Here is a 12,546-nt window from a genome sequence, read left to right as displayed (position 1 = left end):
CAACACATCAAAAGGATAACCCCATGTTGCCCGCACCACGTTTGAGCCGTCGCAAATGCCTGTCATTGCTGGCCGTGACACCGTTGGTTGGTGCCTGTGCACGCGGGCCAATCGGAAATGGTGCGCAGGGCGCTTCGCAGCCCGGCGCGCAGGTGGCGTTGCTGTTGCCCTTGTCCGGCGCCCGTGCCGGGCTGGGACAACAGATGGCCAAGGCGGTGTGGCTGGTAGAAGACTTTGGCGGTACACCCGGAATGACCCGTGTACTGGACAGCGGCGAAACCACGCAATCCGCAGCACAAGCAGCCCGTGACGCCATGGCCCAGGGAGCCAATATCATCGTGGGCCCGCTTTTTCGCGACCAGACCCCTGCCGTTGTGCAGGCTGCAGGTCCTGTACCTGTCTTGTCGCTGTCCAATGACACGGCACTCGCTGCATCCGGCGCATGGGTGTTTGGTGTCACACCCGCACAATCGGTGAACACGGTGCTCCGGTTCGCCAAGGATACTGGCGCGCAATCGCTGGCTGTTGTCGAAACCGGCGGCACCTTGGGCCAACAGGCGTCGCTTGCCGTGCAGTCGCGGGCACGCACAGCCAAGGTGAAACCACTGCCCAACATCCCCGCCGCAACACAACCCAAGGATATGGCCGACGCTCTGCGTCAATCCGGCGGAGGCGCGATGCCGGACATTGTCTATGTTCCCGGCACCGGCGCAAACGCCTTGCGTCAGGCAGAAGCCGCCGTGAAAACAGGCGTGACGACCATTGGGTCACTGCAATGGTCCGGCCTTGGTCAGGAAGATCTGGAACGCCTTGACAAGGCGTGCTTCACTGGGCCTGACCCGGTGCGCTTCGATCGGATGTCGTCTTTCTTTCGCGCACAGCTGGACGAAGAACTGGGCGTGATCGCAGCACTTGCCGTTGACGCAGTCGGGATGGCGCACAGCCTGGACGGGGCTGCAAATCCAAACCGCCGCACAGCGTTCGAGGGACTGCTAGGCAACACCCGGTTTGACCGGAACAAGACCTGCGAACGCGACTTGGCGATCCTGCGGATCGACGGCGGAAACGTGCTGCCGGTCGCATGAGGCAACACCGATCGGCACAGGCGGGCGTCACTCTGATCGAGATGCTGGTGGCTCTTGCTGTTTCGGCCATGATCGGATTGGCGGGACTAATCCTTTTGGAAAGTGTGACCCGGACCGAAGCCGGGGTGACGGGACGGCTGGAACAGATCAAGCTGCAGGACCGGGCCTTTCACATCTTGGCGCGCGACGTCGAACAGGCTCATAGGGCAAGCTTCGGGACTGAGCTTGAGTTGCATGTCGCAAGCCAAATCATCACATGGAAGGCGTCGAAGGCCGGTCTGATACGACGGATTACATCTGCGGATCGACCAATGATGGAACAACTCGTTCTTGACGACGCAGCCACGCTGTCGTCGCCGGACGGCGACACCATCATGCTGACCCTGCCGGAAGCGGATATCTGGCGCCAGATGGCTCTGCACGCCGGACACCGACCATGACGCGGAACAGACAGGCCGGTGTCAGCCTCCTCAACGTGCTCGCGATCCTCGCGGTCGGAACGGGTCTGGTGCAGGTCATGCTGAGCGACCAGGATGTAGCGCTTCAACGGCTTGCATCAGCCAATGACGTGGCACAGGCACAAAGCCTCGCACGCAGCGGCATCACGTCGGTTGCGGTGACGCTGCGCCGTGACTTTGGCACTGCACCGCTGTCCGATCATCCCGGCGAACCTTGGGCAGACGCTGCACAAGAACGCATCGCCCTCGACTTTGGCCAGTACGACGTCTCGATCGTGGACGGACGCGGCATGTTCGACCTCAATGCGCTGCACCCCGCTGCTCTTGCGGAACAACGCGTTTTTGCCGCCCTGCTGACAATCCTCGGCCTGCCGGAAACGCTCGCTGGCCAGATTACGCAGATCATCACGCAAAACGGTCCCTTGCGCGCACCACAGGACTTGGTCCGTCTTGGCATCGCGCAAGGCGATATCGACCGCCTCGCACCGCACGTAACAGCGACGCCCGTTCGCGGCCCGATGAACCTGAACACCGTGACAGAACCCTTGATGGCAGCGCTATTGAGCAATCCGCCCGCGGCACGTGGTCTGATCGCGCGCCGCGCTGCGAAAGGGTTTTTGGACGCCAGCGACCTCTCGGCCCTTGGGGTCCCGCTGCCGCCGCTGGCGGGGTTCACGTCGGACGTCTTCGACGTGACCGCCAATGCCAGCGTGGGGGTGGCACGGGCCGCGCTGCGCCGACGGCTGTTGCGCGATCCCGACAGCGGCGCGGTCCAAAGCATCCCCTTGCAATAAAAAAACGCCGCCGGGGTGTCCCGGCGGCGCAATTGCCTGTTCACTTCTGCGCCGTCAAAGCTCGAACGGATCCTGTGACAGATCCACGATCAGATTGGCGTTCGAAATATCGAGTGGCGTGTCGTTTGGACCTTGCGCGAATGCCTGCTGAAAAACCGACCCCAAAGCAGCCATTCCGGCCCCGCCGCCACCGCCACCACAGGCGGCAATCGTGGTCAACCCAATTACAAGGGCAGCAAGGCGTAAGTGCGTTTTGTTCATATCATTCACCTCTTTTGTCCTCCGCTCAGTTGGCGACCGCAACGGTGCCGTTGGGCGAACCGGGGATGGGAGAGTTCAGATACGGGAACGCGTTCTGCAATTCCAAAGCCGAGATCGGAGCGCCATCCGTAAAGGCAACATTGCCAACTGGCGCTTGATCGGGATTGCAGAAGCCCAGGTTAATAAGATCGCTTGGCGTGCCGTCTTCGGCACCTTCCACACCCAGTTCCGCACCAAGGGGAACGGGATGACACAGGGCACCCAAGGCAACGCGCAGGATCACGTCAATCACGTCATCACCCGGACGGCGCCCATTCGGAAAACCGGCAAGGTCTTCGGCCACCACACCAAACGAATGCTGATCCTCCCGCAGCGTGGCGGGAATGGCGGTATTCAGGCGCATCATCTCTGCGGCCGTCACGTTCTGTGGCTGATTCAGACCGGGCAAACCGGTCAGGAATGTGGCCACCAGATCTGTCCGCGGCAGGTTCTTGGGGGCGATATTGTCGACCAGCCCCAGATCCGGACCAAACAGCAACTCGACCAGTCGCGGGAAAGTGGGGTTGGTGACATAGGTGGCAAAGCTGGCGTCATCGATGGGTTCCGAGCCGTTGAACCGGTCCTTGTCGGTGATCCCGATCACCACCTCATTCACGAGCGGCGTGGACAGGCGCGACTGTTGCACAAGCGCACCGCCGACCCGGGACGTGTCTTCAAAGCTTGGTGACGGGTTTTCCAGCTCGGCCTGGGCAAGACTGGATGAGGTCCAAGCCCCGATGACAGGGTCATCGCCTTCGGTGATGCAGGCGATCGGCAGTTCGAGGGCAAGGGTGGACACGTTGACCTTGCCAAACACATCGTCGTTGACTCGACTTTGGGTGATCCCGCCGTCAAAGCCCGCGCCGTCCCCCGCACCCGGAGCGCTGTCCCCCTCGATGGGCACAAAGTTGATCAGGTCGAACACTTCGCCAAGGTTCAGCGCAAAAGCGTCAGCACGCTGTCCGACGAACACGCGACCCGGCATGTCACATCCCGCCATATCGAAATCATAGATGAACTGGTTGGCGTATCCGTCATAGTCTGGAAGGGTTTTCAGCCCGACATGATCCAATGGCTTGGTGAATGTGGTCTGACCTGATCCTGCGCGCGTGATCGCGCTTCGTGTGCCACTGCGGCGGTCTCCCTCGATCAGGGTCAACTGATAGCTCTCGCTTTCGTTCAGCAGCGATTGATCATTGGGCAGGATGGGCCCGGCATATTTCAGCGGGATGGCCACGTTGACGCCTCCGATATCCAAACCAATGCCCGCACCATCGTTGGCCAACTGGTTCTCGAAGTCGAACTGGAAGGTCAGGTCTTCAATGGCGTCACCGTCATTGTCGATATGGATCTCGTAAATGCCGTCTGCATCCATCGTGTAGTAGCTGGGGCCGCCATAGTTCACCTGCAGAGGTTGGTAGTTGGCCAGCAGGGTCACGTAACCTTCGCGTCCTGGCTCGTAGCTGCGAAACAGATAGAAATCGGTTCCGTCCACTTTGGGATGTTCGGTGATCGCAGGCGCTTCGCGGTGCGATGATGCCGCAATCGGGCCGGTTGTCGCCGCAAGTACGGCCAGCAAAGCCGTGCTTAGGGCCAATGCCTTTTGAGTCTTCATATCATGTCCTCTCAGATCGAAATTGCGCACGGCATTCCCGGCCGCAAAAACGCCTGTTTTTGCGTGTGAAGCCGTCCGACAGCGGAACTCAGCCCTGGCGCAAATGCGCGGTGGTGGGACTTCAGGTGCTGCACCCAACAAGACGACAGGCGGCCCGAAAAAGTTTCAGGCTGTGAAACAAGTCTGCACGTGCGCCCGTACTGTTCTGTAACCGGAAGGGGAGAGAGCGGATGACGGACGGTCTGTCGCACACTGCCAGCTTTGCATGGCTGGCCTCAGCCTTTCTGGCGGTGGTCCTTGGCTGGGTCTGCGTCGTGGACACCCGGCGTTTTCAGATTCCCGATGCCGCAAGTCTTGGGTTGATGCTGTCGGGCCTTGCGCTCAGTTTCCTGTCGCCCGTCGTCACCCCGTTAGCCGCCGTGCTTGGCGCAACCGTTGGATATGTCGCGTTCGCAGGTCTGGGCACGGCATTCTATCACCACACGGGTCAGGATGGACTGGGCCTCGGCGATGCAAAACTGCTTGCAGCCGCCGGTGCGTGGCTGGGCCTGCAGGACCTCCCCATGCTGGTCGGCGTTGCCGCTATCGGTGCGCTGACCTTCGCGGTCATGACTGGCCGGCGCAAAATCGCGTTTGGCCCGTGGTTGTCCGGGGCGTTCTGGGTGATTTGGGTGGTTCGGATCAACGCCTAGGCGCTGACCAGAACCAAACAGCCCGCGGGCATCGTGATCTCGGGATGTACACTGCCGGGCATGGCAACCTGCGCATCCCCTGCTGAATAAAGCTTGCCGTCAATCCACAGCTCGCCCTCAAGAATGAACAGGTGTTCCGCCCGTTCGTGGATATGCGGCTTGATCGAAGCCCCCGGCAGGCACCGCAGCAGATACATCGTGCGACCTGATCCCGTTTCCTGAGCCAGCACCTTTTTCCAGACCTTGTCGGAGCGTTGTTCCCACACTCCCTCCTCGGCGCGCACACTCTGAAACGGGGCATCATCCACCGCATCCAGCTCGGCCTCGATGGCATCGAACAGACCATCCGGCGGTGTGGCTTCGGGCAAACGGGTCAACAGCGGCGACAGATGCGCTCCAAAGACTGTCGCCTCATCCGCCAGATCTGGGCGCGTGCCCGGCAGGCTCGCCCCCATGCCACCCAAAAGCGCATCCAAAACCTCGGCAGAATGTGTCGCGTCGGCTTTCTTCATATCATCGCTTCCTTCAATGCCGCGATCCCGCGGCGTACCCAACTCTTGGCTGTTCCGACCGGAACATCCATCACACTGGCCAACTCGATGTAGGTATAGCCCTGAAAATAGCACAGCAGCAGTGCCTGCCGATATTCGGGCCGCAATTCTTCCAGCAACTTGCGGATCACCATGGTGTCCAACGTCGCGCTTGAGGGGTCCGGATCACCGCTGATGTCCGGTACGTCATCGGAAAACTGCACGAAGCCCCGCGCCCGTTCCGACCGCAGGCGATCAATGGCGCAATTGCGGGCAATCGACCCGATCCACGACAGCGGATTACCGCACTCCGCCTGAAAATGCCCGGCCCGTTTCCAGATCCGCACATAGGTTTCCTGTGCAACTTCGCTTGCAACCTCGCGATCCCGCAAAATACCGAGAACGACGCCAAACACGTATCTGGAGCTGGCGTCGTAAAACAGGCGAAACGCGGCGCGGTCGCCCGCGGCACATTTGATGAGCAAATCTGAAATCAAGCGGGACTGTTCCGCCGTCCCCATTTTTGCCCGCGCGCCCCCATGTTGCTGAGACCTGGGCACCAACTTGGTCACACCCACATCCGGTCCTTTCCATCGTGCTGTTTCATAGCACTACGGACCTCGCAGATCAAAAGATGCACTCCATCCGAATTTTTTCGTCTTCCCGCATCAGCGGGAAATCGACAGGCGTTTCATCAGGTTCGTCCGCAACGCCCCGGCCGTGCATCGTGATAAAGAAATGCGTGTTTCCGTCGCACTTTGCCTCCACAAACCCGCGCAAGCCTGACCCGTGCAACGTCACCGTCCCAAGGGGCACCCACGGCGCACCGGCGCTGGTCCGGGCCACAATACTCTGGCGGTCCTGACCGATTACTACCGCCAACCCGCCCATTGCCAGACCGCACAGAAATACGAACACCACCACGCCGACAGGCGCGCGACGGGAAATGCGCGGTTCCCCGTCAATCCGCGCTTCGATCAGGGCAAGCATGTCCGGTGCGGGCTCCGCCTCTTGCAGCAAGTGCATCAAGGGTGCTGCGGCCTCGATGTCCGGGCGATGAGGCTTGCCAGATCGCAGGGCCGCAAGGGCACGGTTGAGCAGTGTTTTCATGGCCTGAGCGAATTGCGCGTGTCTGAAACTTGTGGATGTACAAGGTCGTACGGGCGCCGCATCGCGCAAGTTGCAGCTTCCGTTGCGTCACCGACTTCAGATCCCAGCATACCATTCGTATCCACGGTCTTCCCAGTATCCGCCGTGCCCACGGCCAACCCCGGAAAAGTCGTCTACCAACTCAATGGCGCGGATATACTTGGCCATCTTGTAGCCTAGCTGCCGTTCGACCCGGACGCGCAAGGGCGCGCCATTGGGGACAGGCAGCGCGCCACCGTTCATGCCCCACGCCAGGATTGTTTGCGGGTGGCGCGCATCGACCAGATCAATCGTCTCGTAGTATTTTACACCCCCGGACAGACTGCGTTCAATCGTGTCAAAGCAGTGAAACAGAACAAACCGCGCGCTCGGGCGGACACCTGCCAGATCCAGAACATGTGACAGTGGGACACCAGCCCACTCCGCAATGCAACTCCAGCCTTCCACACAATCGTGCCGCGTGATCTGTGATCGGGTCGGCATTGCCCGGATCTCGTCCAGCGACAGCGACAACGGCCTTTCCACAAGGCCGTCCACTTGCAATCGGTAAGCAGAAAAATCCCCCGTCTTCAGCGCAACATAGTCCGCATCCTGCGGGTCGATGACGCCGTTGGGACGCATCGGCTGGCGAATGTCTGCGCGGGTAAACTCCTGGGCCAGCGCGTCACGGTCCAGCACACCCCGCTGCATAGCCATGGTCAGATCATTTGCCCGCGCCATGAACTGGCGCACCCTGTTGTCGGGCGCGCTTAACCCGTCCAGCACCTGGCAGCCGCCCAGTGTGGACCCGGCCAATCCGCCCAGCACCGCGCGGCGTGTCCACAACAGATCAGACATCGTCAGCCTCCTCGGAATCCGCGCGGTACCACCCGGTCAGGATGGCACGCATTTCGTTAAGCGGACCTGCCAGCAACACCATCGCAACGTGCACGAAAAAGAACCCCAGCAACCCGGCGGCAATGACAAAATGCAGGGTGCGCGCCGATTGCCGCCCTCCCAGGATTTCGGGCAACCACGGCACCGCCGCATTCGCCCCCGGCGACATCGCCAGCCCGGTCAGACCCATCAGCGGAAACAGCACAAACAGCACGACACCATAGCTCAACCGCTGCAACGGCCCGTACCGCACCCCGTGCCGGAACCGCAGACGCGCATGGTCACGTGCATCGGATACCAACGCGGCCCAGTCCCGCTTGCGCATGACCAGATCGCGCACCAGATGCCCGGACAGCAAAGAACCCATCGCCCACACCAAAAGTGTCGCCACAAAGATCCAAGCGAAAAAGAAATGAATGACGCGGCCCGTTGCCAGATCAACATTGCTCGGGATCGTGGCCCAACCTGGGAATGGGCCAGGTCGCAGCACTGAGTTGTCAAAGGCAAACCCGGATTGGTCGCCCCAATACAGCACAGGATGTGCATTGAATATCTGCAGCCCCGTCAGCAACAGAAAGAATAGGCAAACCGCCCAGATCCAATGCGTGACACGCGTGACGATGGTATGGCGGCGGACAAGGGGTCCGGAGCCAGGCGAATGCGTGACGTTCATGATGGCGTTCTCCTTCTTGGGTCACGGGGTTCTACGACCGCCGCCGCCCAAGAGTTTCAGTGCACCGCCCGGATCACCGCACTGAAACTTTTTCAGCGCGCCCCCCGTTCTGTTCGCTGTCTTTCGCAGGAACTGCTGTTCCCGCCGGGACATCTGAACGCAAACGAAAGGAATTTTCATGTTCACCCCCCGCAAGACCGCCGCTGCCGTTCTCTGCCTCGCGCTGGCCGCAACCGCATCTTTCGCCGCCAATCCGGACGTCGGTGGCGCGCCCATGTTCACGGACAAGAACATCGTCGAAAACGCCGTGAACTCGGCAGATCACACAACGCTTGTTGCCGCCGTGCAGGCCGCCGGGCTGGTCGACGCCCTGATGAGCGCAGGCCCCTTCACCGTCTTCGCGCCGGTCAACGATGCGTTTGCCGCCCTGCCTGCTGGTACTGTCGACACCCTGCTCCAGCCCGAAAACAAGGGTCAGCTGACCAAAATCCTGACCGCACACGTGATCGCGGGCGATCTGTCGGCTCAGGCGCTGAAGACCAAGGCGGCAAACAGCGCGGATGGCTTTGCCCATGTCGAAACGTTGTCAGGTGATGCCCTGTCGGCACAGGTGCGCGGCAACAACATCTTCATCTTCGACGAAAACGGCAACGCTGCCAAAATCACCATTGCCGACGTCAAGCAATCCAACGGCGTTATCCACGTCGTCGACAAGGTTCTCTTGCCCAAGTAAAACAGGATGAGGCGAGCGGGCAGCGCAATGCCGTTCGCTCGTCTATCCAATCGCAAAACTGTGAATTCGCCTCCTCCAGTGCGTGGGGTTGTGGGCCCACACATGACACGGGATGCTGGGTTGAGCGTAGACAGACCGCACAAACAGATTGGTCACCTTTTCATCTGGGCTCAAACCGATGGGTGGAGATGTTCAAGTCTTCAGTTTCCGATTTCACTTACCAGAAAGTCTCTTCGACCGATCTCACCCACCCGCAATACGGCGTTTCCCTTTGGATTGAGCGGGTTTGAGATCACTCGATATGCGTTTGTTGCGGCCGACCTGCGACGGACCGCACCGTTTCCACCAGATCGTTCAAGGCGGTTTCCATTGGGTGCGTCGCGCGCCAAACCACACCAATTGACCGTGTGGGTTTAACGCCGACAAAGCGGTTGATGCACACGGCTGCGGACCGAGTTTCGACTTCGATAGCCATCTCGGGGATAAGGGTAATGCCAATCCCCGCACCAACCATCTGCACCAAGGTGCTCAACGAACTGCCATCCAACCCGTCGCGCCGCCGGTTCGGGTTGAGGTTGCAAAAGGACATTGCCTGATCCCGGAAGCAATGCCCTTCCTCCAGCAACAGCAACCGGTGTGCTGCCAGATCGTTGACCGAGATGGGTGGCGCAGCCGTGTCCTTGTCCGGCCGAACCAGCACCATCTCCTCGGAAAACACAGGCGTTTCGACCAAACCGGGCTCGTCCAGGGGTAAGGCCAGGATGGCTGCATCAAGCTGCCCGTCGGACAGTTCATCGATCAACCGCGGCGTCACGGTTTCCCGTATGTGCAGGTCAATGTTCGGGTCCGCCGTGTGCAAGGCGCTGATAAGGTTGGGCAACAGATACGGCGCAATGGTTGGAATGATGCCAAGCCGCAGCCGCCCGAAACCGGCGCCCTGGGTTGTCGCCACCCAATCGCCTAATTCATCAATGGACTGCAGGATCGGGCGAACCCTGTCCTCGAACGCCTCGCCGTATGACGTCAATCGCAACGCCCTTGGCTGGCGTTCAAAGAGTTGCAATCCCAGGCCGTCCTCCAGTTCGCGGATCTGAACCGATAGCGCAGGTTGCGAGATTGCGCAGCGGTCTGCGGCACGGCCAAAATGCAAGTCCTGTGCAAGTGCCTTGAAGTAGCGCAGTTGGCGAAGTGTGACATTCATAATCCAAAGTTATTGCAAGGATTGCAAAATGCAACTTTTCACAATCCCTACCACCTCATAAACTTGGACCGTGCGCATAGATGATTTGCTTGCCTCAAGGCGAATCGACACCAAGATGCAGGTCCGCTGAAGGCTAGGAAATGAATCGGAACTCAAGACTAGAATGATTCTCAACTACCATTACTTCTGACCCAGCACCGACACCAAACGCAGCAAAGAACGGAGACACTCATGGACGGCAATGACATCGGCAAATGCCCGGTGATGCACGGCGCAAGCCTTGCCAGCACTTTCGGCGGACGTACCAACAAGGATTGGTGGCCCAACGCCCTCAAGGTCGAGGTGCTGCACCAGCATGGTGCCCGGACCAACCCGATGGATCCCGACTTTGACTATCGCGAAGCGGTCAAGGGCCTCGACTATGACGCGGTCAAAGCAGACCTGCATGCGCTTATGACGGACAGTCAGCCATGGTGGCCTGCGGACTGGGGCCACTATGGCGGTTTGATGATCCGTCTGGCGTGGCACGCGGCGGGCACGTACCGGATGCAGGACGGTCGCGGTGGCGGCGCTGCCGGTGACCAGCGGTTTGCCCCGCTGAACTCCTGGCCGGACAATGCAAGCCTCGACAAGGGACGGCGTCTGCTGTGGCCGATCAAGAAGAAGTACGGCAACGCGCTGTCCTGGGCCGATCTCATGCTGTTGGCGGGAAATATCGCCTATGAATCAATGGGTTTGAAAACCTTCGGCTTTGGCTTTGGTCGTGCGGACACATGGGCCCCCAGCATCGACATCAACTGGGGCGAAGAGGCCGAGTGGCTGGCGCCGTCCGAAAACCGCTACGAAGACCTGGATGATCCATCGACGATGGCGAACCCCCTGGCCGCCGTGCATATGGGCCTGATCTACGTCAACCCGGAGGGTGTGAACGGCAACCCCGATCCGGCCCGCACCGCGCTGCATGTCCGCGAGACGTTCGCGCGTATGGCGATGAATGACGAAGAAACGGCCGCGCTGACCTGCGGCGGTCATACCGTCGGCAAGGCACATGGCAACGGCGATGCGGGTGCTTTGGGGGCCGAGCCGGAAGGCGCAGGGATCGAGTCGCAAGGTATGGGATGGATGAACCCGAACCAGACGGAGTCCGCCAGCTCGCTTGTCACGTCAGGCATCGAAGGCGCCTGGACAACAGAGCCGACCAAGTTCGATATGGGCTACTTCAAGTTGCTCTTCGGCTATGAATGGGAACTGACCAAGTCGCCCGCAGGTGCACACCAATGGCAGCCGGTCGACATCAAGGAAGAAGACATGCCGGTCGACGCCGGTGACGGCGTGACCCGTCGCATGCCAATGATGACCGACGCCGACATGGCGATGAAGGTGGATCCCACCTACCGTGCGATCTGTGAAAAGTTCATGGCGGATGAGGCGTATTTCCGCGACACGTTTGCACGCGCCTGGTTCAAGCTGACCCACCGTGACATGGGCCCACGTGCCAACTACATCGGCCCCGATGTCCCGGCCGAGGACCTGATCTGGCAGGATCCGATCCCGGGCGGCAACACAGGGTATGACGTAGAGGCGGTGAAGGCGAAAATCGCGGCCAGCGGCGTCAGCCACGCCGATCTGATTGCCACCGCATGGGACAGCGCACGCACCTTCCGTGGATCGGACAAGCGGGGTGGTGCCAATGGTGCCCGCATCCGTCTTGCCCCCCAGCGCACCTGGGAGGGCAACGAGCCCGAGCGTCTGGATGCGGTTCTTGCCGCGCTGGAACCCATTGCGGCGGACACGGGCGCATCTGTCGCCGATGTCATCGTGCTGGCTGGCAACGTTGGCGTCGAAGCTGCGGCAAAAGCCGCCGGTTTCGATGTGTCGGTGCCGTTCACACCGGGCCGCGGCGACGCAACGGATGATCAAACCGATGCTGACAGCTTCGATGTGCTCGAGCCGCACGCCGACGGCTTCCGCAACTATGCCAAGCCCGACCTGGCCATAAGCCCGGAAGAGCTGACGCTGGACCGCGCTCAGTTGATGGGTCTGAATGCGCAGGACATGACCGTCTTGCTGGGCGGTATGCGCGTGCTTGGGACCAACTATGGTGGCACATCGCATGGTGTGTTCACGGACCGTGTGGGACAATTGACACCGGACTTCTTCGTCAACCTAACCGACATGGCCTACAGCTGGCACCCGGCGGGCGATGGCACCTTTGAACTGCGGGACCGGACCACGGGCGCGATCAAGTTTACCGCCACAAGCGCCGATCTGGTCTTTGGTTCAAACTCGATCCTGCGGGCCTATGCCGAAGTATACGCCCAGGACGACAATGCCGAAAAGTTTGTGAACGACTTTGTCGCAGCTTGGACCAAGGTGATGGACAACGACCGCTTCGATCTTCTGTAAGCGTTAGCAATATGGGTGAAACGCGGGTCTTTGA

The 12,546-nt window shown here is 60.4% G+C and carries 14 protein-coding genes; 6 read left to right on the top strand and 8 right to left on the bottom strand.

The window, feature by feature from the left end; translation table 11 throughout:
• Nucleotides 1-23: 23 nt before the first annotated feature.
• The 3 genes from Q0844_RS09950 to Q0844_RS09940 are packed head-to-tail and all read left to right on the top strand — an operon-like array spanning nucleotide 24 to nucleotide 2,337.
• Nucleotides 24-1,085 carry a penicillin-binding protein activator gene (locus Q0844_RS09950; RefSeq protein WP_299044377.1) on the top strand — a complete coding sequence of 354 codons (1,062 nt, stop codon included), beginning with the start codon at nucleotides 24-26 and terminating at the stop codon, nucleotides 1,083-1,085.
• A complete protein-coding gene (locus Q0844_RS09945) occupies nucleotides 1,082-1,525 on the top strand; it encodes a prepilin-type N-terminal cleavage/methylation domain-containing protein (RefSeq protein WP_299044375.1) in 444 nt (147 codons plus the stop codon). Before Q0844_RS09950 ends, Q0844_RS09945 begins: the two co-directional genes overlap by 4 nt.
• Entirely contained in the window at nucleotides 1,522-2,337 is an 816-nt protein-coding gene (locus Q0844_RS09940) for a type II secretion system protein GspK (protein ID WP_299044373.1), read from the top strand. Before Q0844_RS09945 ends, Q0844_RS09940 begins: the two co-directional genes overlap by 4 nt.
• A 54-nt stretch (nucleotides 2,338-2,391) precedes the next feature.
• Here Q0844_RS09940 and Q0844_RS09935 read toward each other — a convergent pair whose 3' ends face one another.
• Both Q0844_RS09935 and Q0844_RS09930 read right to left on the bottom strand, forming a co-directional pair.
• Nucleotides 2,392-2,598, bottom strand: a complete 207-nt coding sequence (locus tag Q0844_RS09935) for a hypothetical protein (protein WP_299044371.1) — start codon at nucleotides 2,596-2,598, stop codon at nucleotides 2,392-2,394.
• Nucleotides 2,599-2,623: 25 nt separating this feature from the next.
• Complete coding sequence (locus Q0844_RS09930) at nucleotides 2,624-4,252, bottom strand: DUF4331 domain-containing protein (protein WP_299044369.1); 1,629 nt, start codon at nucleotides 4,250-4,252, stop codon at nucleotides 2,624-2,626.
• Between the two features lie 230 nt (nucleotides 4,253-4,482).
• Here Q0844_RS09930 and Q0844_RS09925 point away from each other — a divergent pair, with 230 nt between their 5' ends.
• On the top strand, nucleotides 4,483-4,944 hold the full coding sequence (locus tag Q0844_RS09925; RefSeq protein ID WP_299044367.1) for an A24 family peptidase: 462 nt from the start codon (nucleotides 4,483-4,485) through the stop codon (nucleotides 4,942-4,944).
• Here Q0844_RS09925 and Q0844_RS09920 read toward each other — a convergent pair.
• From Q0844_RS09920 to Q0844_RS09900, 5 genes are all read right to left on the bottom strand, one after another.
• The gene (locus Q0844_RS09920) at nucleotides 4,941-5,456 is read right to left on the bottom strand and encodes a cupin domain-containing protein (protein WP_299044366.1); all 516 of its coding nucleotides are present in this window, start codon (nucleotides 5,454-5,456) and stop codon (nucleotides 4,941-4,943) included. The genes Q0844_RS09925 and Q0844_RS09920 overlap by 4 nt on opposite strands.
• Nucleotides 5,453-5,959, bottom strand: a complete 507-nt coding sequence (locus Q0844_RS09915) for an RNA polymerase sigma factor (RefSeq protein WP_299044364.1) — start codon at nucleotides 5,957-5,959, stop codon at nucleotides 5,453-5,455. Before Q0844_RS09915 ends, Q0844_RS09920 begins: the two co-directional genes overlap by 4 nt.
• Nucleotides 5,960-6,101: 142 nt before the next feature.
• A complete protein-coding gene (locus tag Q0844_RS09910; RefSeq protein WP_299044362.1) occupies nucleotides 6,102-6,584 on the bottom strand; it encodes a hypothetical protein in 483 nt (160 codons plus the stop codon).
• 96 nt (nucleotides 6,585-6,680) lie between these two features.
• Nucleotides 6,681-7,460, bottom strand: coding sequence for a molybdopterin-binding protein (locus tag Q0844_RS09905; protein ID WP_299044360.1), 780 nt, complete (start codon nucleotides 7,458-7,460; stop codon nucleotides 6,681-6,683).
• On the bottom strand, nucleotides 7,453-8,172 hold the full coding sequence (locus tag Q0844_RS09900; protein WP_299044358.1) for a cytochrome b/b6 domain-containing protein: 720 nt from the start codon (nucleotides 8,170-8,172) through the stop codon (nucleotides 7,453-7,455). The genes Q0844_RS09905 and Q0844_RS09900 overlap by 8 nt, the downstream gene beginning before the upstream one ends.
• 178 nt (nucleotides 8,173-8,350) lie before the next feature.
• Between Q0844_RS09900 and Q0844_RS09895 the strand changes: the two genes are divergently transcribed.
• Entirely contained in the window at nucleotides 8,351-8,905 is a 555-nt protein-coding gene (locus Q0844_RS09895; protein WP_299044357.1) for a fasciclin domain-containing protein, read from the top strand.
• Between the two features lie 292 nt (nucleotides 8,906-9,197).
• Here the strand turns inward: Q0844_RS09895 and Q0844_RS09890 are convergent, their stop codons facing one another.
• The gene (locus Q0844_RS09890; protein ID WP_299045275.1) at nucleotides 9,198-10,109 is read right to left on the bottom strand and encodes a hydrogen peroxide-inducible genes activator; all 912 of its coding nucleotides are present in this window, start codon (nucleotides 10,107-10,109) and stop codon (nucleotides 9,198-9,200) included.
• A gap of 228 nt (nucleotides 10,110-10,337) precedes the next feature.
• Here Q0844_RS09890 and katG point away from each other — a divergent pair, with 228 nt between their 5' ends.
• Complete coding sequence (gene katG, locus Q0844_RS09885) at nucleotides 10,338-12,512, top strand: catalase/peroxidase HPI (protein WP_299044356.1); 2,175 nt, start codon at nucleotides 10,338-10,340, stop codon at nucleotides 12,510-12,512.
• The last annotated feature ends 34 nt before the right edge of the window (nucleotides 12,513-12,546 follow it).

It is taken from the genome of uncultured Tateyamaria sp. (assembly GCF_947503465.1).
In the GTDB taxonomy this organism is placed as follows: Bacteria; Pseudomonadota; Alphaproteobacteria; order Rhodobacterales; family Rhodobacteraceae; genus Tateyamaria.
This window is presented reverse-complemented; position numbering and strand designations above follow the sequence as displayed.

Coding starts and splice junctions, on each gene's coding strand:
- Q0844_RS09930 (WP_299044369.1), bottom strand. CDS start 4,252: ATGAAGACTCAAAAGGCATTGGCCCTAAGCACGGCTTTGCTGGCCGTA.
- katG (WP_299044356.1), top strand. CDS start 10,338: ATGGACGGCAATGACATCGGCAAATGCCCGGTGATGCACGGCGCAAGC.
- Q0844_RS09895 (WP_299044357.1), top strand. CDS start 8,351: ATGTTCACCCCCCGCAAGACCGCCGCTGCCGTTCTCTGCCTCGCGCTG.
- Q0844_RS09905 (WP_299044360.1), bottom strand. CDS start 7,460: ATGTCTGATCTGTTGTGGACACGCCGCGCGGTGCTGGGCGGATTGGCC.
- Q0844_RS09920 (WP_299044366.1), bottom strand. CDS start 5,456: ATGAAGAAAGCCGACGCGACACATTCTGCCGAGGTTTTGGATGCGCTT.
- Q0844_RS09940 (WP_299044373.1), top strand. CDS start 1,522: ATGACGCGGAACAGACAGGCCGGTGTCAGCCTCCTCAACGTGCTCGCG.
- Q0844_RS09935 (WP_299044371.1), bottom strand. CDS start 2,598: ATGAACAAAACGCACTTACGCCTTGCTGCCCTTGTAATTGGGTTGACC.
- Q0844_RS09900 (WP_299044358.1), bottom strand. CDS start 8,172: ATGAACGTCACGCATTCGCCTGGCTCCGGACCCCTTGTCCGCCGCCAT.
- Q0844_RS09925 (WP_299044367.1), top strand. CDS start 4,483: ATGACGGACGGTCTGTCGCACACTGCCAGCTTTGCATGGCTGGCCTCA.
- Q0844_RS09950 (WP_299044377.1), top strand. CDS start 24: ATGTTGCCCGCACCACGTTTGAGCCGTCGCAAATGCCTGTCATTGCTG.
- Q0844_RS09910 (WP_299044362.1), bottom strand. CDS start 6,584: ATGAAAACACTGCTCAACCGTGCCCTTGCGGCCCTGCGATCTGGCAAG.
- Q0844_RS09945 (WP_299044375.1), top strand. CDS start 1,082: ATGAGGCAACACCGATCGGCACAGGCGGGCGTCACTCTGATCGAGATG.